Annotated in this window: 17 protein-coding genes; 6 read left to right on the forward strand and 11 right to left on the reverse strand. The window is 71.3% G+C overall.

The genetic code is table 11. The features are described 5' to 3' along the window. Positions 1–23: 23 nt before the first annotated feature. From ACZ69Q_RS22130 to ACZ69Q_RS22140, 3 genes are all read left to right on the forward strand, one after another. Positions 24–1,178 (forward strand): TOMM precursor leader peptide-binding protein, encoded by a 1,155-nt coding sequence (locus ACZ69Q_RS22130; protein WP_471044688.1) that lies wholly within the window; start codon positions 24–26, stop codon positions 1,176–1,178. Further along, positions 1,171–2,541 carry an ABC1 kinase family protein gene (locus ACZ69Q_RS22135; protein WP_471044398.1) on the forward strand — a complete coding sequence of 457 codons (1,371 nt, stop codon included), beginning with the start codon at positions 1,171–1,173 and terminating at the stop codon, positions 2,539–2,541. The genes ACZ69Q_RS22130 and ACZ69Q_RS22135 overlap by 8 nt, the downstream gene beginning before the upstream one ends. 108 nt (positions 2,542–2,649) lie before the next feature. Then, positions 2,650–3,135: a hypothetical protein gene (locus ACZ69Q_RS22140; protein WP_471044400.1), complete on the forward strand. Its 486-nt coding sequence runs from the start codon at positions 2,650–2,652 to the stop codon at positions 3,133–3,135. A gap of 122 nt (positions 3,136–3,257) precedes the next feature. On the opposite strand, the gene ACZ69Q_RS22145 is transcribed toward ACZ69Q_RS22140, so the two are convergent. From ACZ69Q_RS22145 to ACZ69Q_RS22165, 5 genes are all read right to left on the reverse strand, one after another. Further along, positions 3,258–3,467, reverse strand: coding sequence for a hypothetical protein (locus tag ACZ69Q_RS22145; RefSeq protein ID WP_471044402.1), 210 nt, complete (start codon positions 3,465–3,467; stop codon positions 3,258–3,260). A gap of 139 nt (positions 3,468–3,606) precedes the next feature. Next, positions 3,607–3,930, reverse strand: a complete 324-nt coding sequence (locus tag ACZ69Q_RS22150) for a hypothetical protein (RefSeq protein ID WP_471044404.1) — start codon at positions 3,928–3,930, stop codon at positions 3,607–3,609. Continuing rightward, positions 3,927–4,295, reverse strand: a complete 369-nt coding sequence (locus ACZ69Q_RS22155) for a WhiB family transcriptional regulator (RefSeq protein WP_188183286.1) — start codon at positions 4,293–4,295, stop codon at positions 3,927–3,929. Before ACZ69Q_RS22155 ends, ACZ69Q_RS22150 begins: the two co-directional genes overlap by 4 nt. Before the next feature lie 175 nt (positions 4,296–4,470). Further along, positions 4,471–4,797 carry a hypothetical protein gene (locus tag ACZ69Q_RS22160; RefSeq protein WP_471044407.1) on the reverse strand — a complete coding sequence of 109 codons (327 nt, stop codon included), beginning with the start codon at positions 4,795–4,797 and terminating at the stop codon, positions 4,471–4,473. Between the two features lie 165 nt (positions 4,798–4,962). Beyond that, complete coding sequence (locus tag ACZ69Q_RS22165) at positions 4,963–7,215, reverse strand: ATP-dependent DNA helicase UvrD2 (RefSeq protein WP_471044410.1); 2,253 nt, start codon at positions 7,213–7,215, stop codon at positions 4,963–4,965. 128 nt (positions 7,216–7,343) lie between these two features. Here ACZ69Q_RS22165 and ACZ69Q_RS22170 point away from each other — a divergent pair, with 128 nt between their 5' ends. Then, positions 7,344–7,586, forward strand: coding sequence for a mycoredoxin (locus ACZ69Q_RS22170; protein WP_471044412.1), 243 nt, complete (start codon positions 7,344–7,346; stop codon positions 7,584–7,586). A 44-nt stretch (positions 7,587–7,630) separates the two neighbouring features. On the opposite strand, the gene ACZ69Q_RS22175 is transcribed toward ACZ69Q_RS22170, so the two are convergent. The 6 genes from ACZ69Q_RS22175 to ACZ69Q_RS22200 form a co-directional block, all read right to left on the reverse strand. Further along, positions 7,631–8,182: a class I SAM-dependent methyltransferase gene (locus ACZ69Q_RS22175; protein ID WP_471044414.1), complete on the reverse strand. Its 552-nt coding sequence runs from the start codon at positions 8,180–8,182 to the stop codon at positions 7,631–7,633. A 110-nt stretch (positions 8,183–8,292) separates the two neighbouring features. Further along, positions 8,293–9,237: an NAD(+) diphosphatase gene (gene nudC / locus ACZ69Q_RS22180; protein ID WP_471044415.1), complete on the reverse strand. Its 945-nt coding sequence runs from the start codon at positions 9,235–9,237 to the stop codon at positions 8,293–8,295. Between the two features lie 156 nt (positions 9,238–9,393). After that, positions 9,394–10,797: a dipeptidase gene (locus ACZ69Q_RS22185; RefSeq protein WP_471044417.1), complete on the reverse strand. Its 1,404-nt coding sequence runs from the start codon at positions 10,795–10,797 to the stop codon at positions 9,394–9,396. A 10-nt stretch (positions 10,798–10,807) separates the two neighbouring features. Next, positions 10,808–14,347: an ATP-dependent helicase gene (locus ACZ69Q_RS22190; RefSeq protein ID WP_471044419.1), complete on the reverse strand. Its 3,540-nt coding sequence runs from the start codon at positions 14,345–14,347 to the stop codon at positions 10,808–10,810. Between the two features lie 114 nt (positions 14,348–14,461). Continuing rightward, the gene (locus ACZ69Q_RS22195) at positions 14,462–17,980 is read right to left on the reverse strand and encodes an ATP-dependent helicase (protein ID WP_471044421.1); all 3,519 of its coding nucleotides are present in this window, start codon (positions 17,978–17,980) and stop codon (positions 14,462–14,464) included. A 234-nt stretch (positions 17,981–18,214) separates the two neighbouring features. Further along, entirely contained in the window at positions 18,215–18,622 is a 408-nt protein-coding gene (locus ACZ69Q_RS22200; protein ID WP_471044423.1) for an MGMT family protein, read from the reverse strand. A gap of 186 nt (positions 18,623–18,808) precedes the next feature. Here ACZ69Q_RS22200 and ACZ69Q_RS22205 point away from each other — a divergent pair, with 186 nt between their 5' ends. Beyond that, positions 18,809–21,631: a lysylphosphatidylglycerol synthase transmembrane domain-containing protein gene (locus tag ACZ69Q_RS22205; RefSeq protein WP_471044426.1), complete on the forward strand. Its 2,823-nt coding sequence runs from the start codon at positions 18,809–18,811 to the stop codon at positions 21,629–21,631. A gap of 270 nt (positions 21,632–21,901) precedes the next feature. Further along, entirely contained in the window at positions 21,902–23,452 is a 1,551-nt protein-coding gene (locus ACZ69Q_RS22210; RefSeq protein WP_471044428.1) for an alpha/beta fold hydrolase, read from the forward strand. Positions 23,453–23,541 lie beyond the last annotated feature (89 nt).

Below are 23,541 nucleotides of genomic sequence, written 5' to 3' on the forward strand. Positions count from 1 at the left end.
ACCTCAACACCGTGCAATTCGGGATGACTCCGGCACACGCGCTGACCCTGGGCCCGATGGACACCGCGACGGGCAGCTTCCTCGATCTGCTCAACGGCACTCGCGGACTGGAGCTGTTACGCGAGGAAGGCCGCCGCATGGACCTGCCGGACGGCCATGTCGACGGGCTGGTGCGACGCCTGGCAGGGGCAGGACTGCTCGACGACGCGAAGGGCGGCGGCCCGGCCGGCGACACCCTTCGACGCAAGAAAGAGGTACTGGACCGGCTGCGCCCGGATCTGGCCTCGCTGTCGCTGACCACATCCGAGCCGGGCGAGGCCATGAGCCGCCTCACCGCGCGACGCTCACTGCGCGTACAGGTGAGGGGCGCCGGCCGGGTCGGATCGATGATGGCCTCACTGCTGTCGGCGGCCGGGGTGGGCGACGTCGACGTGCGCGACGTCGGCCGGGTCGAGCCCTGGGACGTGACCCCGGGCGGACTGCCCGCGGAGACCGTCGGCGACCGCAGGGACGAGGCCGCGCGACGAACCGCACGCCGCTGCGCACCGGACCGCCCAACACGCCGCGGCGCCCAATCATCCGCGGAAGAGCAGACCACCGGCCACTCCCTGGTGATCATCGCGCCCCGGGACGACGTCGCCGTGCACGCCCCCTCCCCATCCGCCGCCGAACCCCTCATCTCCTCCGGTACGCCCCATCTGTACGCCGGTGTCGTGGAGGGAACCGGCGTGGTCGGCCCGCTCGTACTGCCCGGCGAGACCGGCTGCGCCGGCTGCCTGCACGAGGGGCGTACCGATCGGGACCCGGCCTGGCCCCGGCTCGTCGCACAGTGGCGCTCGGGCTCGGGGCGGGCGCGCGAGGTGCGGGCCTGCGACCTCACGCTGGCCACCGCGGTCGCCGGTCTGGCCGCCGCACACGCCCTCGCCTTTCTGGACGGCCGGGTTCCGTCCAGCGCGGGCGCACGCTGGGAAGTGTCACTACCCGCTCTGACCTGGCACGCCCGGCCGGTGTGGGCGCATCCCGCATGCGCGTGCGGCGCCACGGAGAAAGGTGAGGGAGAACACCCCTCCGAGGACGAGGACCGGCACGAGACAATGGCGGAGCAGCGGCCGTCGAAGGAGTCACGCCGTAGGGCAGACACGGAGCGGTTGGCTGGGACCTGGAGGGCGCATGTCTGATCTTCCCCGCAAGGCGGTCACCCGCACCGCCAAGCTCGCCGCACTCCCGCTCGGCTTCGCCGGACGGGCGACCTGGGGACTGGGCAAGCGGATCGTCGGCGAGTCCGCGGAACTCGTCGGCCGCGAGTTGCAGCAGCGCACCGCGGAGCAGATGTTCAAGGTGCTCGGCGAGCTCAAGGGCGGCGCCATGAAGTTCGGCCAAGCCCTGTCCGTCTTCGAGTCGGCGCTGCCCGAGGAGATCGCCGGCCCGTATCGAGCGGCGCTCACCAAACTTCAGGAGGCGGCGCCTCCGATGCCGACGCGCACCGTGCACTCGGTACTGGCGGAGCGACTCGGCGAGGACTGGCAGGACCTGTTCCTGGAGTTCGAGGACAAGCCGTCCGCGGCCGCCTCGATCGGCCAGGTGCATCGCGGGGTGTGGCACGACGGCCGCGAAGTGGCGGTCAAGGTGCAGTACCCGGGAGCAGGCGAGGCCCTACTGTCCGACTTGAACCAACTGAGTCGCTTCGCCCGACTCTTGGGCCCCCTGATTCCCGGCATGGACATCAAGCCGCTGATCGCCGAGCTCAAGGACCGGGTCTCGGAAGAACTGGACTACGGCCTGGAGGCACAGGCCCAGCAGGCACACGCGGAGGAGTTCGCCGGCGATCCGGACGTCGTCGTCCCCGCGGTGGTGCATCAGTGCGAGCAGGTCCTGGTCACGGAGTGGATCGACGGCATCCCGCTCTCGGAGGTGATCTCCGACGGCACCGAGGAGCAGCGCGACCGCGCCGGCCAGCTCCTGGCCCGCTTCCTCTTCTCCGGCCCGGCCCGCACAGGCCTGCTGCACGCCGACCCGCACCCAGGGAACTTCCGACTCCTGCCGGGCGGCCCGGACGGTGAGGAAGACTGGCGGCTCGGCGTCCTGGACTTCGGAACGGTCGACCGTCTCCCTGGCGGCCTGCCGACGCCCATCGGCGGCTCCCTGCGCATGACCCTGGACGGGGACGCGGACGAGGTCTACGAACTCCTCTGCGAGGAGGGCTTCGTCAAGGAGTCCATCGACCTGGCCCCCGACGCCGTCCTGGACTACCTGCTGCCGATCATCGAACCGGCCCAGGTCGACGAGTTCACCTTCACCCGCGGCTGGATGCGCAGCCAGGCCGCGCGGGTCGCCGACCCCCGCTCCCCCGCCTACCAACTGGGCAAACAGCTCAACCTGCCCCCGGCGTATCTCCTCATTCACCGGGTGACGCTGAGCACGATCGGGGTGCTGTGCCAGTTGGGCGCGACGGTACGGCTGCGCGAGGAACTGGAGGAGTGGCTACCGGGATTCGTCCTGGAGGAGCCGACCGCTGAGGAGGGGTCGGCGGCGGAGGCGTGAGCTGACGCTGGGTGCGTGGAGGGGCCAGGGAGGGGGGCGGGGGACCCCTACGCCTTCAGTCAGGAAAATTGGGCTGCTCTGGGGATAGCCGCCGGGCAGCATGGCGAGGTGTCTGATCTGCTGTGGGGCGACGTCAAAGAATTCTTCGACCCGGATGAGATGGGGCCTCTGCCAGACGTGCGTGTCCCTGATGCCTCAGTGGCGGACTGGCAGGCGGTCCTCGATCTCATCAGCGAGTGCGGTTGGAAGTGCCAGTACTCCGAGGGCGATGTCGTGATGCCGGTGCCTCGGGCGGAGGCAGTACTGTCCCGCCCGCCCGACGCCGAGTGTGCGGATCTGCGGGTCTGGCCAGTAGCGGGCATTCTGGCGATCTTCAGTTTCTACACGTCTGAGGAGATCAACTTCGATGTGGATCTGAGGGAGCTGCAGGGCCAGGAGCAACTGGATGTGTTCTGCGGCTTCCTCCGGGCGATCGGACGGCGGCTGAGAAAGCCGGTACTGATGGACCCTGAGGGGGATTCCGGGCATTCCGTGCTTGGGTTCGACGTTGAAGCAGACCGGGTTGTTCTCTTGGCCGAACCGCCCGTCATGTGATGACCCGCGTTGGTCGCGGCTCGCAGAAGGCGCCTGTCGAACGTCTTCTTCCCGGCCGGGGTGACGGCGGTGGCGTGGTGTTCGAAGGCAACGGACCCCCAGGGCGAAGCACCGCTGTCTCTCTACCACCAGGCCGAGTCCAGCCGTCCCTCGATCGCTCTGAGGTTCTCCCGCGAGCACGTGTCGCAGAAGTAGCGCCGGGTGCCGTTTTCGACGGAGTAGGTCCAGGTGGGCTGCGGGGGCCGGGCCTCGGTGCCGCATCGGGCACAGGCGATGGAGTGGGGCTCTGTGGCGGAGCCGCCCTTGTCACTGCCTCCGGAAAGACTCGTCACTCGGCGACGGTACCTCCGCCGCTTCCCGATCGCCGGGCACAACGCACCGCGGGGGCCGGTCCGTTCGTACGGACCAGCCCCCGCGGGGTGTAGTCACCGCCTCCCTGATCGGGAGGCAACCGCATGGCGGTGGGGTCGATTACTGCATGACCGCCATGGCGAGCGCGCGGCGGGCACGCAGCGAGGCGCGCTCGGCACGGCGCTGCATCCGGCGAGCGGACGCCAGGCGCACGGCCCGGCGTTCCCGCTCGGCCTCGTGCTGTCGCTCGTGCATATGCGCACGTGCCAGGGCTTCTTGGATGAGTTGCATCTCTCGGTTCCTGTTCTGACGCGAGTCGTTCGCGCTACTGGTGGTGAAGTCTTCAGGCATGGAGCCTGCGAGCTCGTTGGTGGACGGCTTCATCGGGGCCTGCTTCTGGGGGTCGTGCGTGAAGGGACGGTCGATCGTTCCTGCGGTGTTCATGCCGTGACCGGGTTCTTGCGCGGGCGACCACGCGGCCGCTTCCGGGCGACGACAACACCCTGGACGAACAGCTCGCCACCCCAGACGCCCCAGGGCTCACGCCGCTCCTTGGCGCCGGCGAGGCAGGCCTCGATCAGCGGGCAGGTGCGGCAGAGGGACTTGGCGTACTCGACGTCCGCCGGCGACTCGGCGAAGAAGACCTCCGGGTCGTAGGAACGGCAGGGGACGGGTACGCCGAGGTTCTCGATGGCGTCGTCGAGCGCGGTGAGCGCAGTGAGCGGAGTCAAGGTGGAGTCCTCCGTGAGGCCGGGCTTGGGGATCGTGTCTGAAGGCGGTACTGACGGGGCGTGCGCTTCGAGTTGCACGGTTGGTTTTCCTCGTCTGTTCGTTCCGGCCCTGTTGGGCCGGTTGGCGGCTGGTACCGGGTCATTCCTTGTCCCGAGGCCCCTTCGCTCTGTCATCCCTGTTGCAGGACAAACAGAAGGGCCGCGGATCCCGGATGGGGTTCCGCGGCCCTGAAGGCGCCGGCCTGATCGACTGTCAGGCTGGATCACTCCAGGGTTCTGGCCCACGGAAGGCCCACATCTGGTGGTGCTGCGTCGTCTGCTTCCGGAATCCGGCACCGGTCGCTGCAAAGGCATAGGCATGCGCCTTGACCTCTACTGCCGCTTCCAGTGCCTTGGTCGGTCGCTCATTGCGCTCGCGGATGGGAAGACCCGCGAGAGACACGGAGGACGCCGGACGGTCGGCACGGATGCCGGACAGACCGGTGCCCTGGTTCGAGGCGCCGAGCATGCACAGGGAGGCGACGACCGAGCGATCGGTCATTTTGACGTTGCTGATGGAGCTGGCGTTGATGCTGATCACTGGACTCGCCTCCTCTCGGCGTCTCGGGGGACTGGGGTGAACCAGTCCGACGGGTATGCAAGTACAACACGGAATTGGGGCCTCCGAGAAGGCCTCCGTTCCCGTGGCTAAGAACCTATGGGGATTGCTGGGGCATGCGCAAACTATTTTTTCGACGAGTTCGTATCATTCCCCGTCCGGGCCCTGCTCAAGCTCCTGGCCTGCGCAGATGGCCAGCACATCGGCTCCGTAGCGGTCGAGCTTGCGCTTGAGGAGTCCTGGGATGCGGGCCAGCTCATCCGGACTGGTCGGCTCCGCCTCGGCGATGGCCATCAGCGTTCTGTCCGTGAAGACGCAGAAGTCGGGCTGCCCGCTGAGCCGCGCCTGGACGCCTCGCCATTCGCGGAGGCGTTCGTAGAGGCCCTCGTCCATCTCGGACGGGCAGTCCTCGCAGCGCATCAGCTTCATCTCGCCGGCGTCGGTGAGGGTGCGCCCGCAGACGCGACAGCGGGCAGGGCTGCGCTGCGTCCGTCTCGGGGCGGCGTCCGGTCGGCTGGTGAATCCGCGCTCGACCCCGCCGGAGCCACGGGCGGCGGCGCGTCCGACGGTGGCGGTCGAGCCGGGGCGCAGTCCGTCGAGGAAGCGGCTGGGGCGGCGGTTGGGGCGGCCGCCGGGGGCGCGGGTGAGTGCCCAGGAGACGTGGAGGTACCGGCGGGCGCGAGTGACGCCGACGTAGAGAAGACGGCGTTCCTCCTCGACCTGCTCGTCGGTCTTTGCGTAGGTGATCGGCATCATGCCCTCGGCGACGCCGACGAGGAAGACGACGTCCCACTCCAGGCCCTTGGCCGAGTGCAGGGAGGCGAGGGTGACGCCCTGGACGGTCGGGGCGTGCTGGGCGTTGGCGCGTTCGTCGAGTTCTGCGACGAGGTCGGCGAGGGTGGCGCCGGGTTTGGCGGCGGCGAAGTCATGGGCGAGGTTCACCAGGGCCGCCAGCGACTCCCAGCGCTCTCTGACGGCGCCGGAGCCGGCCGGTGGCTCTGTCGTCCAGCCCTCGCCCGAGAGGACGGCACGCACCTGGGAGGGCAGGTCGACGGCGTCGTCGAGGAGGGCGTCGTTGCCGCCGAATCGGGCCGCGCCGCGCAGGGCGATGCCGGCCTTGCGCACCTCGGGCCGGTCGAAGAACCGCTCGGCGCCGCGCAACTGGTAGGGGACGCCCGCGTCGGCGAGGGCCTGCTCGTAGGTCTCGGACTGGGAGTTCGTGCGGAACAGGATGGCGATCTCGCTGGCCGGGACGCCGGAGTCCATGAGGTCGCGGATGCGGCGGGCGGCGCCTTCGGCCTCGGCGGGTTCGTCCGTGTACTCGGTGTAGACGGGTTCGGGGCCGGGGTCGCGCTGGGAGATCAGTTCCAGGCGGTGGTCGGCGGCGCGTCCGCTGGCCTGGGCGAGCAGTCCATTGGCGAGGTGGACGACCTGGGGGGTGGAGCGGTAGTCGCGGACGAGTTTGACGACGGTTGCGCCGGGGTGGCGGGTGCGGAAGTCGAGCAGATGGTCGGGGGTTGCGCCTGTGAACGAGTAGATCGTCTGGCTGGCGTCGCCGACCACGCACAGGTTGTCCCGCTCGCCGAGCCACAGCTCCAGCAGGCGCTGCTGGAGCGGGCTGACGTCCTGGTACTCGTCGACGACGAAGTGCTGGTACTGGGAGCGGACCTGCTCGGCGATGTCGTGGCGGTCCTGGAGGATGGCGACGGTGAGCAGCAGGACGTCCTCGAAGTCCATGAGGGAGCGGTCCCGTTTGAGGTCCTCGTAGACGTTGTAGATCTGGGCGATCTCGGCCGGGTCGCGGGGGGCTTCGCGGCCGGCTTTCGCGGTGGCGGGCGCGTAGTCCGCGGGGACGGTCTGGGTGACCTTGGACCACTCGATCTCGCCGGTGACGTCCCGCAGCTCGTTCCGGTCGAGGCGGATGCGGCAGGCGGCGGCCGCGTCGGCGACGAGCTGGATCTTGCGGTCGACGAGTCGGGGCATGGCGCCGCCGACTGCTTTCGGCCAGAAGTACTGGAGCTGGCGCAGGGCGGCCGAGTGGAACGTACGGGCCTGGACTCCGGCGGCGCCGAGCTGGCGCAGTCGGCCGCGCATCTCTCCGGCGGCGCGGTTGGTGAAGGTGACGGCGAGCACGCTGGAGGGCTGGAGGATGCCTGCTCGGACGCCGTAGGCGATGCGGTGGGTGATCGCTCTCGTCTTGCCGGTGCCGGCGCCCGCGAGTACGCACACCGGTCCGTGCAGGGCGGTGGCCACCTCGCGCTGCTCGGGGTCGAGCCCTTCGAGCACCGCGTCGGCCGTGTCCGGTGCCTGCGGGAAGAGGGTGGAGTGCGTTGCTGCTGTCACACGGCCATGCTGCCAGGTCGCCGGAGACGGCTGCGCCGGTTGTCCACAGGCAGGCATTGATAGTCGTACTAATGCGGCAGGCGTCACGTTGCCGGGCATACCCCGGGTGGGAATGGCCGCCCGGTCGCGTACGTTCCCCCTCTGGACGACCTGTTCCCCCGAGCTATCAGAGGAGCGCGCGAGACATGCAGGGCACTGTGACGATGTACAGCACCACCTGGTGCGGCTACTGCCAGCGGCTGAAGAAGCAGTTGGACCGCGAGGGCATCGCGTACACGGAGATCAACATCGAGCAGGACCCCGACTCCGCGGCTTTCGTCGAGAAGGCGAATGGCGGAAACCAGACGGTCCCGACCGTGCTCTTCGCGGACGGCTCGACCATGACGAACCCGTCGCTGGCTCAGGTCAAGCAGAAGGTCAGCGCCTGACCGCACCGTCGGTGCGGTCCTTGGAAGGCGGTCCCTGAGGCGCTTCAGGGGCCGCCTTCATGCTGTGCGTCCGGGGTTTTTGCCGTGGCTGGTACGTCCCACACGAGTGTGTAGCGCCACAGCAGCCGGCGTCGGAAGCGGCTGCCGGGCAGCAGGCCGCGGGCGGCTTCGCGGACCTCGCCCCAGTGCATGTCCGAGTCCTGCACCGGCATGCCTACCGGGCCGGTCTTCCCGCCCCGCAGCCATCTCATCAGCAGGCTCGGAAGCACCCCGCAGCCACCGATCGCCCAGTCCAGGGCCGTCTTGTTGCCCGCCATCCCGACGATCACCAGGCGTCCGCCCGGCGCCAGCAGCCGCGCCAGTGCGCCGATCGCGTCTTCGAAGCGTGCGTGGTGCACCACGGCGACCGCACTGACGAAGTCGTACTTGCCCTCGGGCAGGGAGTCCGCGTCGAGGTAGTCCGCTTCCAGGAACGTGACGTTCCCGGGCGTCTCGGCGCGGGCCTGCCGGATCATCTGCGGTGAGCGGTCCACGTCCGTGACGGACGCGGCCCTCGCCGCGAGCTTGCGGGCGAGCAGCCCGTCCCCGCACCCCACGTCCAGTGCGGCGCGGCACCGTCCGGGACGGCGTCGAGCACCACGGGGTGGTAGTGGACGTTGTGGTTCCAGTACGGGTCGGGCACAGCCGTCCTCTCAGGCGGGTCGTCTCAGACGAAGCTCCTCGTCGGCAGCGGCTTGCCGTACCAGAGTTCGATCAGGCGGGCCGCGATGGAGATGCCGTAGGGCGGCAGGACCTCACCGGCCTCGAAGGCGACACGGAGCTCCTCACGGGAGAACCAGCGGGCCTCGTGGATCTCGTCACCGTCGACGTTGACATCGGTGGAGGTGGCGCGCGCCATGAAGCCGAGCATGAGGCTGGACGGGAAGGGCCAGGGCTGGCTGGCGACGTACTCGACCTCGCCGACGGTGATCCCGGCCTCCTCGAAGACCTCGCGGCGCACCGTCTGCTCGATGGACTCGCCGGGCTCGACGAAGCCGGCGAGCGTCGAGAAGCGGCCCTCGGGCCAGTGGACCTGGCGGCCGAGGAGGATGCGGTCGTCCTCGTCGGTGACCGCCATGATCACGGCGGGGTCGGTGCGCGGGTAGTGCTCGGCGCCGCAGGCGGGGCAGCGGCGGATGTGGCCCGCCGCGGCGATCACGGTGCGCTCGCCGCAGCGGGAGCAGAAGCGGTGGGTGCGCTGCCAGTTCTCGAGGCCGACGGCGTGCACCATCAGGCCGGTGTCGCGCGCTGACAGCAGCAGGCCCGCCTCGCGCAGGCCGGCCGCGCGCGCGGACTGGTCGATGCGGCCGGGCAGGGCGTCCTTCTGGAGGGCGAAGTAGCTGACGCCGTCGTCGTCGATGCCGAGGAAGTAGCGGTGCGCCTCGGTGAGGGGGGCCTCGAAGGAGGGGGTCATGACGAGTTCGGTGTGCCCGTCCGGTGCCTCGTCGATGAGGACCTGGCCGCCGGAGACCACGAAGCAGCGGGTGGTGGGGTGGCTCCACGCTGCCGCGAGCCAGGCTTCGTCGAGCCGGTGGTGGGCGGCGCGGTCGATGCCGCTCGGGGCTGTGAGCGAGATCGGGCGGTCGGCGGTGTGGTCGGTCCAGGTGGTCACGGGTGCTTCCAACTCCCCCAGTGGAACGGTGTGCTTCGGCGGGCGGATCGGCGGGACGTGGGACGGGAGGCGACCGTAGGCGGCAGGGCTCGGCGGTGCGGGGCGGCCTTTCCAGTGTGCCCCGCGCGCGATGCCCCTCCGGACGGGCCCGATGGCTCAGGGCTCATGGCGCCAGTTCGCGGCCAGGTCGCCCCACAGGTAGGCGGAGGTCTCGACGCCTTTGAGGAGCAGGTCCAGCTCGACCTTCTCGTTCGGGGCGTGCCAGCCGTCGGACGGGACGGAGATGCCGAGGAAGAGCACGGGTGCGGCGAGGACGTCCTGGAGGTCGGCGGCCGGTCCCGAGCCGCCTTCGCGGGTGAAGCGGACGGGGCCTTCGAAGGCGCGGCCCATGGCGCGTACGACGGACTGGAGGGCCGGGTGGTCCAGTGGGGTCAGGCACGGGCGCGTGGCGCCGGTGAAGGTGATCTCGCTGCGGATGCCTGCGGGCACCTGGTCGGCGGCCCAGGCGCGGACGGCCTTCTCGATGTGTTCGGGGTCCTGTCCGGCGACCAGCCGGAAGGAGAGCTTCACCATCGCGGAGGACGGGATGATCGTCTTGCTGCCGGGGCCTTGGTAGCCGCCGCCGATGCCGTTGACCTCGGCGGTCGGGCGGGCCCAGATGCGCTCCAGGGTGGTGAGGCCGGCCTCGCCGTGGGTGGCGTAGGACTTGGCGGTGCGCAGCCAGCGTGCTTCGTCGAAGGGCAGCTCGGCGAAGAGCTCGCGCTCGCGGTCGGTCAGCTCGACGACGCCGTCGTAGAAGCCGGGGATCGCCACGCGTGCGTGCTCGTCGTGCAGGGCGGCGACCAGGCGGGCGGCGGCGGTCGCCGGGTTGGGGACGGCGCCGCCGAAGGAGCCGGAGTGGATGTCCTGGTCGGGGCCGTACAGCCGGATCTCGCACTCGGCGAGGCCGCGCATGCCGGTGCACACGGTGGGGGTGTCCTCGGCCCACATGCCGGTGTCGGACACGATCACGGCGTCGGCCGCGAGCCGCTCCGCGTGCTCCTCGACCAGGGCGCGGAAGTTCGGGGAGCCCGACTCCTCCTCGCCCTCGATGAGCAGTTTGAGGTTGACGGCGGGGGTGGTGCGGCCGCTGGTGGCGAGGTGGGCGCGGACGCCGAGTGTGTGGAAGAACACCTGGCCCTTGTCGTCGGCGGCCCCGCGCGCGTAGAGGCGTCCTTCGCGGACGACGGGCTCGAAGGGCTCGCTGTCCCAGCCGTCCTCGCGGGCGGCGGGCTGCACGTCGTGGTGGCCGTAGACGAGGACGGTGGGCGCTTCGGGGTCGTGGCTGGGCCACTCGGCGAAGACCGCGGGGGCGCCCGGCGTCGGCCAGACCTCGGTGGTCGGGAAGCCGGTCTCCTTGAGTTTGGCGGCGAGCCAGTCGGCGCTGCGGCGTACGTCGGGCGCGTGGTCGGGCTGGGCCGACACGGAGGGGATGCGCAGCCATTCGGCGAGGTCGTCGAGGAAGGCGGCACGGTGCTGCTCGATGTACGTGCGGACGGCGCTGTCCGGGGTCTGGCTCATGGTCACGAGCCTATCGGCCCGCACCGACATCCTGGTTGGGCGGTTCCTCACAGTTCACCTCGGCGACCGGCTCATCGCTCAGCAGTCGCTCCAGGGCCGCTCGGCCGGGCAGGTCGTCCGGGCGTACGACATCACCGCTGCGGACATACAGGAACGCGGCGTCGACGGACTCCAGGGGTACGCCCTGCTGCTCGGCCCACGCGAGCCGGTACAGGGCGAGCTGGAGCGGATCGGCGGTGCGGGTGCGGTTGGTCTTCCAGTCGACGATCTCGTACGTCGCCGTCTCGCCGTCGCCGGTCCTGTATACGGCGTCTATACGGCCCCGTACGACGCGGCCGGCGATCGCGAGCTGGAACGGGGCCTCGACCCGGTAGGGCGTGCGCTGTGCGTACTCGCTGCGTTCGAAGGCGTCCTTGAGGGCTTCCAGGTCTCGTTCGTCGGCGATCTCGGCCTCGCTGCCGGGGAGGTCGTCCGGCTCCAGCATGGGCAGCGTCAGCTCCTCGAAGCGGGCCTCGACCCAGGCGTGGAATCGGGTGCCTCGACGTGCGGCGGGTTGTGGGGGGCGCGGCATGGGGCGCGCGAGTTCCTGCGCGAACCCGTCCGGGTCGGCGGCGAGACGCAGCAACTGGGACGCTGTCAGTGACGCGGGCAGGGGTACGTCCGTGACGCTCGTGCGGGCGCGCAGGAGCTCCCCGGTGAGGGCGTCGAGATCGCGATCCCAGGAGGCGATGGTGCGGGCCTCCTCGGGGGTCAGGGCGCCCGGCTGTGTGGGGTGGGGGCGGGCGGCGGGCTCCGACGGTTGCGCCTGGTGCGGGATGGCCGGGGCCGGGCGGTCGGTGGTCCAGGAGTCCCAGTCCTCGGGGTCCTCGTCCTGCGGATCGTCCGCGAAAGCCTCGCCGCCCGCGAAAGGGCCGTCGTCCGCGAAAGGCTCGCCGCCCGCGAAAGGCTCGTCGTCCGCGAACGCCTCGTCGTCGGGCGGCGGGGGCCAGTCCGGGTCGTCGTAGGTGTCGGGGTCGTGGGTCGCGGCGGGGTGGCCGCCCTCGTGCGATGCCAGGTTCTCCAGGTGGGCCAGGACCGTCTCGGCGGCGGCGCGGCGGCGGGCCAGGGCGGCCGTGTCGAGGGGCAGGGGCCATAGCTGGTCGGCGGTCTCCCGGTGCAGCGCCGGGTTCTCCTCGTCCTCGGCCGGTTCGTCCGCCCACGCCTCGATCTCGCCGTGGCCGGCCGTGCAGTGGTCGTACAGGGCGTGCAGGAAGTCGGAGGGGCCGCGGGGCTTCTTCTGGGTGGGGCCCCACCAGTGGCCGGAGCCCAGGAGCAGGGACCGGGGGCGGGTGAAGGTGACGTAGCCGAGGCGGAGTTCCTCGGTGTGCTGGTGGTCCTTCATGGCCTCCTGGAAGGCCTTCAGGCCGCGGGAGTCCCAGGAGGTGACGTCGGGGAGGGTGTCGGTGTCGCCGCGCAGTTCGTGCGGGAGCACCTTGGCCTGGGCGGTCCACTTCTCGCGGCCCTGCGTGCTGGGGAAGGTGCCGGTGACCAGGCCGGGGACGGCGACGACGTCCCATTCCAGGCCCTTGGACTTGTGCGCGGTGAGCACCTTGACGGTGTTCTCGCCACCGGGGAGGGCGTTGTCGAGGCCCTTCTCGTACTGGGCGGCGGTGCGCAGGAAGCCGAGGAAGGCGAGCAGACTCGCCTCGTTGTCGCCGGCCGCGAAGGAGGCTGCGATGTCGAGGAAGTTGGACAGGGTCTCGCGGCGTCGGGCGGCCAGCGCGTGCGGGGAGGCCGACAGTTCGACTTCCAGGCCGGTGACGGCGAGGACCCGGTGCAGGACGTCCATGAGCGGGTCGGCCAGGGAGCGGCGCAGGTCGCGCAGCTCGGTGGCGAGGCGGGCGAACCGCACGCGCGCGTCCGGTGAGAAGGGCAGCCCGTCGTCGTCCCCGTCGCCGTCCAGCGGCGTCTCCAGGAAGGTGTCCAGGGCGTCCGCGAGCGAGATGACCTCGGCGGGGTCGACGCCCTCGACGGCCTGGGCGAGCCGGCGGTCGGGGTCGTCGTCGCCGTCCACGCGCGCGTGGGACACCAGCAGGCGCGCCCGGCGCCCCAGCAGGGCGAGATCGCGCGCGCCGATGCGCCAGCGGGGGCCGGTGAGCAGACGGACCAGGGAGGCGTTGGCGCCCGGGTCCTGGAGGACCTCGCAGACGGCGACCAGGTCGGCGATCTCGGGCAGGTGGAGCAGCCCGGACAGGCCGACCACTTCGACGGGGACGTCGCGGGCGACGAGCGCGCCCTGGATCTCGGCGAAGTCGGTCGCCGTACGGCACAGGACGGCGATCTCACCGGGTGCCTTGCCGGTGTTGACGAGGTGGGCGACGGAGTCGGCGATCCAGTCGATCTCCTCGGCGTGGGTGGGCAGGAGGGCGCAGCGGACGATGCCGTCGTGTTCGGCGCCGGGCGCGGGGCGCAGTGCCTGAACGCCCGCGTGCATGGCGCGCAGGGGCTCCGCGAGGCCGTTGGCGAGGTCGAGGAGGCGGCCGCCGCTGCGCCGGTTCTCGCTGAGGGCCTGGCGGGTGGCGGGGCGGCCGTCGGCGTGGGCGAAGTGCTCGGGGAAGTCGTCGAGGTTGGCGACGGAGGCGCCGCGCCAGCCGTAGATCGCCTGGCAGGGGTCGCCGACTGCCGTCACCGGGTGGCCGGTGCCGTCGCCGAACAGGCCCGCCAGGAGGACGCGTTGGGCGACGGAGGTGTCCTGGTACTCGTCCAGCAGGACCACGCGGAACTCGTCGCGCAGGACGCGGCCCACTTCGGGGATCCTGGCGAGCTGTGCCGACAGGGCGATCTGGTCGCCGAAGTCGAGCAGGTCGCGTTCGCGCTTGGCGGCGCGGTAGCGGACCACGAGGTCGGCGAGTTCACGGCGTGCCGCCGCCGCTTCGGGGACCTTGCGCAGGTCGGCGTTGGTGAGTTTGGCGCCCTGGAGGGTGAGCAGCAGTTCGGCGTCGTGTGCGCGCAGCGTCTCGGGTCGTACGAGGTGCTCGGCGAGCTCGGCGTCGAGGTTGAGGAGGTCGCTGACGAGGTCGGCGAAGGAGCGGGTGAGGGCCGGGTAGAGGCCCGGGGCTTCGCGCAGCACGCGCGCGGCGAGCTGGTAGCGGGTGGCGTCGGCGAGCAGCCGGGAGGTCGGTTCGAGACCGATGCGCAGGCCGTGGTCGGTCAGCAGGCGGCCGGCGAAGGCGTGGTAAGTGGAGATCACCGGCTCGCCCGGCGGGTTGTCGGGGTCGATGACGTCGGGGTCGGTGACGCCCGCCTTGACTAGTGCCTTGCGGACGCGCTCGGCGAGTTCGCCGGCGGCCTTGTTGGTGAAGGTCAGGCCGAGGACCTGCTCTGGGGCGACCTGTCCGGTGCCGACCAGCCACACCACGCGCGCCGCCATCACCGTCGTCTTGCCCGACCCGGCTCCGGCCACGATCACCTGCGGGGCGGGCGGCGCGGTGATGCAGGCCGTCTGCTCCGGGGTGAACGGGATACCGAGGAGCTCCTTGAGCTGTTCGGGATCGGTGATACGGGCGGACACCTCAGGAAGGCTAGCGGCGGGCACTGACACTCGATGCCGGACCGGTCTTCGGGCCGGAAGAAGCGCAGGTCGGCACGGGTGGTGTGATCGGTCACTCCGGACACTGACGATGCGTCACTCGACCACGTGCCGCCCCTCGGGCCGCGCGCTGCACGACGCCCGGAACGCGCAGTGTGCGCAGTGCTGGCCCGCGCTGGGTGCGAACCGTTCGTCGAGGACCTTGCCCGCAGCCGTGGCCAGCAGGTCACCGACCCACTCCCCCTCCGGGCCGTCCAGGGGCTGCTGTCCCTGCACCTTGGGCAGGGTCTCGCCGCCGTCGCGCTTGGCGGCGCCCTGACGCAACTGGACGAGTTCGGCGCCGCCGGGCTCGGGGTGCACGCCGTCGAAGGCTTCGTCGACGGCGCCCTCGCGGACGGCGAGCTGGTAGACGGCGAGCTGCGGGTGCCGGGTCACCTCGGCTGCGCTGGGGGCCTGCTTGCCGGTCTTGAAATCGACGACATAGGCGCGTCCCTCACCGTCGGCCTCGACGCGGTCCATCTGGCCACGGATGCGCACCTCGAAGTCGCCGGCCTCAAGGGTCACGTCGAAGTCGTGCTCGCTCGCCACCGGGGTGCGCCCCGCGCGGTCCATCACGTGCCACTTCAGGAACCGTTCGAGCGCCACGCGCGCGTTGCCCTTCTCCTGGGCCGACTTCCACGGCGCGTCGAAGGCCAGCGCGTTCCACACCGAGTCGAGGCGCTCCATGAGGACGTCGAGGTCGGCCGGGGTGTGTCCGGAGGCGACCTCGTCGGCGAGGACGTGCACGACGTTGCCGAAGCCCTGGGCGGCGGTGGCGGGCGCGTCGGCCTTCACCTCACGGCCCAGGAACCACTGGAGGGCGCAGGTGTTGGCGAGCTGATCGAGGGCGCTGCCCGAGAGCACGACGGGCTGGTCGCGGTTGCGCAGCGGCACCTTGGACTCGGTCGGCTCGAACATGCCCCACCAGCGGTAGGGGTGGGCGGCGGGGACCAGTGGGCGGCCGTCCTCGTCGGCGAGCGCCGCCAGCCGGGCCAGTCGGCGGGCTGCGGCCTCCCTGAGGGTGTCGGACGCGCGCGGGTCGACCGTGGTGGCCCTGAGTTCGGCGACGAGCGCGGCGACGGACAGCGGGCGACGGGGCCGGCCGGTGACGTCCCTCGGTTCCACGCCGAGCTCGGTCAGGAAGCGGGAGGGCTGGTCGCCGTCGTCGGCCGCGCCCTTCACCGCTGTGACGACCAGGCGTTCACGCGCGCGTGTGGCGGCGACGTAGAACAGGCGGCGCTCCTCTGCCAGCAGCGCCCCCGGGGTGAGTGGCTCGGCGAGTCCGTCGCGGCCGATGCGGTCGGCCTCCAGGAGGGAGCCGCGGCGCCGCAGGTCCGGCCACAGGCCCTCTTGTACGCCCGCGACGACGACCAAGCGCCATTCGAGGCCCTTGGAGCGGTGCGCGGTCATCAGGCGTACGGCGTCGGGGCGTACGGCACGCCGCGTGAGGGTGTCGGCGGCGATGTCCTCGGCGTCGATCTCCTCCAGGAAGTTCAGGGTGCCCCGGCCGCCGGTGCGCTCCTCCGCGCGGGCCGCCGTCGCGAACAGCGCGCACATGGCGTCCAGGTCACGGTCGGCGTTGCGGCCGGCGGCGCCGCCGCGGCGGGCGGTCCGCTCCAGGCGGGCGGGCCACGGCGTGCCTTCCCACAGGTCCCACAGCGCCTCCTCGGCCGTACCGCCGCCCGCGAGGCGTTCTCGGGCCTTGCGGAGCAGTGCGCCGAGTCGCTGGGCGCCACGCGCGTACGTGGGGTCGTGCACCGCCAGCCGCTCCGGCTCGGCCAACGCCCGCGCGAGCAGGTCGTCCGAGGGCGGCGGCAGGGCGTTGCCCGCGGCCCGCTCCTCGTCGCGCAGGGCACGGCCGAGCCGGCGCAGATCGGCGGCGTCCATGCCGGCGAGGGGGGAGGCGAGCAGGGTGAGGGCGGTCTCGGTGTCGAGCCAGCAGGCGTCCGACGCCGCCTCCTCGGTGGCCTGTGCGGCGGATCCGACAGCGTCACCATCGCCGTCGACCGGCTCGACGGACCCGGCGACCTCACGCCCCTCCACAGCACCCTCGCCGTCGACCGACTCGGCAACGTCACCACCCTCGGCAGCCTGCGCCACGGATCCCTCCGCGTCCCCTTCGTCGCCGGAGGCCGCTGCCGCGTCGTCCCCGCCCTCGCCCCCGCCGTCGCCGCGCGAGTCCGCCTCCGCCCTGGCCACCGCCCGCAACGCCGTAAGCAGCGGGGCCACCGCCGGCTCGTGCCGCAGTGGCAGGTCGTCGCCGTCGATGTCCAGGGGCACCCCGGCGGCCGTGAGTGCCCGGCGCACCGTCGGGATCGTGCGCGACCCCGCGCGCACCAGGACGGCCATCTCGCCCCAGGGCACGCCGTCCTCCAGGTGGGCGCGGCGCAGGATGTCGGCGATGTTGTCCAGCTCGGTGCCGGGCGTCGGGTAGGTGAAGACCTCGACGCTGCCGCCCTCGCGGACCGGTGTGAGCTCGCGGTGCGCGCGTACCTTCGCCGCGGGGAGGCGGGTGAGCGGCATGCGCTGGGTCAGCAGCCGGGTCGCGGCGAGCAGGCCGGCGCCGGAGCGGCGGGAGGTGCGCAGGACCTCGACGGGCGCGGGGCGGCCGTCCGCGCGCGGGAAGGCGTGCGGGAACTCCAGGATGCCGTTCACGTCGGCGCCCCGGAACGCGTAGATCGACTGGTCGGGATCGCCGAAGGCGACCAGGCTGCGGCCATGGCCGGCGAGGGCGCGCAGCAGCCGTACCTGCGCCGGATCGGTGTCCTGGTACTCGTCGACGTACACGGCGTCGTACTGCGCGGCGAGTCGCGCCGCGGTCTCGGGGCGGCGGGCGAGGAGCACCGCGCGGTGGACCAGTTCGGCGTAGTCGAGCACGCCCTGCATGTCGAGCACGTCGAGGTACTCGGCGAGGAAGGCGGCGGCGGCGCGCCAGTCGGGGCGGCCGATGCGGCGGGCGAAGGCGTCCAGGGCGTCGGGGGCGAGGCCCAGTTCGCGGCTGCGGGCGAGGACCGCGCGGACCTCGTCGGCGAAGCCACGGGTCGTCAGGCAGGCGCGCAGTTCGTCCGGCCAGCGCACATGGGCGAGTCCGAGCCGCTCCAGGTCCGGCTGGCCGGCGAGCAGCTCCCGTACGGTCACGTCCTGCTCGGGGCCGGACAGCAGCCGCAGCGGCTCCGTGAACAGGTCGCTGTCCTGGTGGGCGCGGACCAGGGCGTAGCAGAACGAGTGGAACGTCGTCGCCTGGGGCGCGCGGCCCGCCTCTATGCGCAGGGCCATGCGGTCGCGCAGTTCCACGGCGGCCTTGCGGCTGAACGTCAACACCAGGATGCGCTCGGGGTCCGCGCCGCGGGCGATGCGTGCCGCCACCGACTCGACGAGCGTTGTGGTCTTGCCGGTGCCCGGACCTGCGAGGACGAGCATCGGGCCGGTGTCGTGGTCAACCACGGCGCGCTGTGCGGCGTCCAGACGAGGGGGAGTCGTTCGGACCGCAGGGGTACGCACCAGCCGGTAAGCGCCACGGGCCCCCTGTCGCCCCTGGGGGTGCGACAGGCGCCTGATGGAGGAAGAGGAGCTCACGTGGTTCGCCGGTCCTGGTGGGTGTGCAAGTGGTCGGGCCGCGGGGTGAGGGGGACACGCGCAGCCGACGCTACGCCGCGGGATGGTGCGGAAGCAGGGCTTCCGATTCATCCCTCAGGGCACTGGTGTCACGTGCGTCCCTCCCATCACGAACGTACGTCATGTCACGGACGTGCCCTGTTTCCCCCGTACGGATCACAGGTCACACAGCGGGCGCTCGGATGGCGGAAGCTGTCAGGTGTGACCCTGTGCGCGTTCGCCGCCGTCCCACCGCGCCCGCTTCATGTCCAGGCGCGGCAGGTGGCCCTGGGCGGCCCTGCTCGCCTCTTTCAGGGGGGTGCCCTCCGCGCGGTAGTGTTCCAGCGCTCTGAGTTCGTGGCCGGACAGCAGGACGCCGTCCGAGCGGACCACGCGCCACCACGGAACGGCTCCCCCGTAGAGGGCCATCACCCGGCCGACCTGCCGGGGTCCGCCCTCCTCCAGCCACTCGGCGACGTCTCCGTACGTCATGACGCGCCCCGGCGGGATCAGCTCGGTGACCTCGAGGACCCGCTCGGCGTACTCCGGCAGCTCGTCGGCGTACTCCGGACGGGCGTCGTCGTGGGCCGGGCGGGCGTCGTCCGGAAGGCTCTCCTCGCTCATCCGCCCCATCCTGCCCGACGCCACCGACAATGTGACGTGCTCGCCACTGTGCGTATCCCTCGCCCTGCGGCGGCGCTTCGGGCAGACTGTGCGCCCCCGCATTTGCACCCTGATGCCCCCGTGTGTCGGTGGAGCATGCCACCATCGTGCGGGCGGTGACTGGTGATACGAGATCAAGAAGAGACGATGAAGCAGCAGGGTGTGCACCCGGAGGACGCGGAAAGCACCTCTGACGTTTCGTCGCGCCCGGACACCGCGAACGACGGCAAGAAGGACGCCGACAACAGCGACGACGGCATTAAGCACCAGCCAGGCAAGGGCACCGACCCGGGCGAGACGGGCCGCAGGACCGTCGAGGGGAAGGCCGCCTACGACCACGAACTCGACGAGGTGCACGCGGACGAGGTCGAGGGCGACGAACCGCTGCTGCCCGCGCGCGTGCACCGTCCGTCCGACCTGATGCGGCTCCTGGTGGGCGTGCTCGGCATCGCGTTGCTGCTCGCGATCGCGGCGTTCGCGCACGGCACGACCTCAGGACTCGAACAGGACATCAACAAGGGCACCGGGCAGGCGCCCGACGTGTTCAGCAAGATGGCCGGGCTGGTCTCCAGCATCGCGATCCTTCTGGTGCCGGTCGCCTTCGCGATCGAGCGGCTGATCAAGCGGGACGGGCTGCGTATCGCCGACGGCGTCCTCGCGGCGGTCCTCGCCCACGGAGTGACGCTCGCCACTGATCTGTGGGTCGCGCGGGCCGCGCCGGACTCCATCCGGGACGCCCTCACCCAGCCCTCGCCCGGCGACGTCGGCTCCCTCACCGACCCGGTGCACGGCTATCTCGCCCCGGTCATCGCGTACATGACGGCCGTGGGCATGTCCCGCAGACCCCGCTGGCGTGCGGTGCTGTGGGCGGTCCTGGTTCTGTACGCCTTCTCGATGCTGGTCACCGGCTACACCACGCCGTTCTCGATCATCCTGACGCTGCTGATCGGCTGGACCGTCGCCTACGGCACGCTGTACGCCGTCGGCTCGCCCAACGTCCGCCCCACCGGTCGGACGCTGATGGCGGGCCTCAGGCACGTCGGCTTCCGCCCCGTGAGCGCGGCCCGCGAGGAACCTTCCGACAGCCAGGAGCCCACCGACCGCGGCCGGCGCTACTTCGTCACCCTGGAGGACGGCCCGCCGCTGGACGTGACGGTCGTCGACCGGGAGCAGCAGGCCCAGGGCTTCTTCTATCGCGCGTGGCGCAATCTGACGCTGCGCGGCTTCGCCACCCGAAGCAGCCTCCAGTCACTGCGCCAGGCCCTGGAGCAGGAGGCCCTGCTCGCCTACGCGGCCATCGCGGCAGGCGCGAACGCGCCCAAACTGATCGCCACCTCCGAGCTCGGCCCGGACGCCGTGATGCTGGTCTACGAGCACACCGGCGGGCACACCCTGGACTCGCTGTCGGACGAGGAGATCACCGACGACCTGCTGCACGGCACCTGGCGCCAGGTCAAGGCGTTGCAGTCGCGGCGGATCGCGCATCGCAGGCTCGTCGGTGACGCGATTCTGGTGGATCGTTCCGGCAAGGTGATCATCACAGATCTGCGGATCGGCGAGATCGCGGCCAACAGTCTGCTGCTGCGGATGGACATCTCCCAGTTGCTGGTGACGCTCGGCCTGCGGGTCGGCGCGGAGCGCGCGGTGGCCTCGGCGGTGAGCGTGCTCGGCCCCGACGCCGTCGCCGACTGTCTGCCGATGCTCCAGCCCATCGCGCTCAGCCGCTCCACGCGCGCGACACTGCGCCGGCTCGCCCGCGAGCGGGCCCAGCGCGAGCGCGACGCGGTTCTGGAAGCCTCCCGACAGGCCAAGCAGGCCCGCAACGAGGAGGCCGCGGGCGACACCGAGACCGTGCTCGACAAGCCGGAAGTGAAGCTCGACAAGCCGGACAAAAAGACCGTACGTGCGCAGGCGCGGGCCGAGAAGCGGGCCATCGACGATGCCGTGGACGAGGCGCGCGAGGAGGACCTCCTCACGCTGATCCGTCACGCGGTGCTGCGCATCAGGCCGCAGGCTCCGGTCGAGCCGGCCCGCCTGGAGCGGGTGCGGCCGCGCACGCTGATCAGCCTCATCGCCGGCGCCATCGGCGCGTACTTCCTGCTGACGCAGCTCACGCACATCGAGTTCGGCCCGCTTGTCGCCAACGCCCAGTGGGGCTGGGTGGCCGCGGCCGTGCTGTTCTCGGCGGCCAGCTACTTCGCGGCGGCCATGGCGCTGCTGGGGTTCGTGCCCGAGCGGGTGCCGTTCCGGCGGACCGTGGCGGCGCAGGTCGCCGGGTCGTTCGTGAAGATCGTCGCGCCGGCCGCGGTCGGTGGTGTCGCCCTGAACACACGCTTCCTCCAGCGCGCGGGAGTGCGGCCGGGGCTCGCGGTGGCGAGTGTCGGCGCTTCGCAGCTCTTCGGGCTCGGCTGCCACATCCTGATGCTGCTGTCCTTCGGCTATCTGACCGGCACCGAGAAGACGCCGTCGCTGTCGCCGTCCCGCACCGTCATCGCGGGCCTGCTGACCGTGGCGGTGCTGGTGCTCGTCGTGACCTCGGTGCCGTTCCTGCGGAAATTCGTCGTCACGCGCGTGAGGTCGCTGTTCGCGGGTGTCGTGCCGCGCATGCTCGATGTGCTCCAGCGGCCGCAGAAGCTGGTCACCGGCATCGGCGGCATGCTGCTGCTGACGGCCTGCTTCGTGATGTGCCTGGACGCGTCGATCAGGGCGTTCGGCAGCGAGGGGACCTCACTCAGCATCGCCAGCGTCGCGGTCGTCTTCCTCGCGGGCAACGCGCTCGGCTCCGCCGCCCCGACCCCGGGCGGTGTGGGTGCCGTGGAGGCGACCCTGACCGTCGGTCTGATCGCCGTCGGCCTGCCCAGCGAGGTCGCCGCTCCCGCGGTGCTGCTGTTCCGCCTGCTGACGCTGTGGCTGCCGGTCCTGCCGGGCTGGCTGGCCTTCAATCACCTGAGCCGTAAGGGCGCGCTGTAGCGCGAGGGGGCGCGCCGCAGGCCGTGTGAGCCAGGCATCGGGGGCGGGGCGAGCGGGCTCGCATCGGAGGCGGGCCGACGGGCTCGTCTTCCCGGAGGCAGGGCCAGCGGGCTCGTCGTCCTGGAGGCCACGAGGGCTTTCGTACCCGGGGGCTTGCCGTACGAGGACCCCGTCGCCGTACGTTGTAAGGGCCTGGAAGGTGAGGCGCCGCCGTACCTCGTACGGCCCGTGCCCCGAGCGCCCCACCACGTACGACCTCAGGATGGGACCATGCCGAAGCCTCCCCGGACGCGCGCCGCTGCCCTGACCGCCGCCGCTCTGCTGCTGTCCTCCCTGCTGGCCGGTTGCAGCGACGACGACTCCGGGGACGACGTGGACCTGACGGCTCAGGAGCTGAACTGGAAGGACTGCCCGGCCCCTTCCCAGGCGCAGGGCGGCGAAGGCAGCCCGTCCCCGCTGCCGGACGACGGCACCTGGCAGTGCGCCACGATGAAGGCGCCCCGCGACTGGGACGACCCCAAGGGGGACACGATCGGCATCGAGCTGATCCGGGTGAAGTCGAGCGGCGCCGAGAACCGGCGCATCGGCTCGCTGATCTTCAACTTCGGCGGACCCGGCGGCTCCGGAGTCACCACGCTGCCCGCCTTCGGCGACGGGTACGAGAAGCTGCGCACCCGCTACGACCTGGTGAGCTTCGACCCTCGCGGGGTCGGCCGCAGTAAGCCGGTGCTGTGCAAGGACGACCAGCAGCTCGACGCCTACTTCCAGCAGGACGCCACACCGGACGACACCGCCGAGCGGACGGAACTGGTGGACAGCACCAAGGAGTTCAACGCGGCCTGTGAGAAGAACTCCGAAGAGATGCTGCCGCATGTGCGCACCACCGACGCCGCCCGCGACATGGACCTGATGCGCCAGGTCCTCGGCGACGACAAGCTGCACTACTTCGGCATCTCCTACGGCACCGAACTCGGCGGCGTCTACGCCCATCTGTTCCCGAGGAACGTGGGCCGCGCGGTCTTCGACGCCGTGGTGGACCCGACGCAGAACTCCGAGCAGGGGTCACTCGGGCAGGCCGAGGGATTCCAGCTCGCGCTCGACAACTTCGCCGCCGACTGCACCGCCCAGGTCGAGGACTGCCCGATCGGGGACACCGCCCAGGACGTGAAGGACCGCATCGCGAAGCTGCTGAAGGACCTCGACAGCAAGCCGATCGAGGGGATCTTCCCGCGCCAGCTCACCCAGACCGACGCGACCAACGGCATCGCGCAGGCGCTGTACTCGAAGGACTTCTGGCCCTACCTCACCCAGGGTCTCCAGGAGGCGTACGAGGGCAACGGCAGGACCCTGATGCTGCTGTCCGACTCGATGAACGGGCGCAGCGAGAACGGCGAGTACAGCAACATCACCGCCGCCAACATCTCCATCAACTGCGCCGACGACAAGCCGCGGTACACACCGGAGTACGTGGAGCGGAAGCTGCCCGAGTTCCGGGCCGCCTCGAATCTGTTCGGCGAGTTCCTCGCCTGGTCCATGCTGAGCTGCACCGACTGGGCGGTGGCGGGCGCCGCCGACCATCCCGACGTCAGCGCGCCGGGCTCGGCGCCGATCCTCGTCGTGGGCAACACGGGCGACCCGGCCACTCCGTACGAGGGTGCACGGAAGATGGCGCAGGCGCTCGGCAAGGGGGTCGGCGTCGAGCTGACGTACAAGGGGCAGGGGCACGGCGCCTACGACAGCAAGAACAAGTGCGTGCAGGACGCGGTGAACGGTTATCTGCTGGACGGGAAGGTGCCGACGGCCGGCACGGTGTGCTCCTGAGACCGCTCCTGCGAACCAGAATCCGCATGAATCCGCAGGTCAGAGAGTTATCCACAGGCCGCAACGGCCAGATCGTGATCCGCCTACTA

This window comes from Streptomyces sp. NPDC036764, assembly GCF_055609385.1.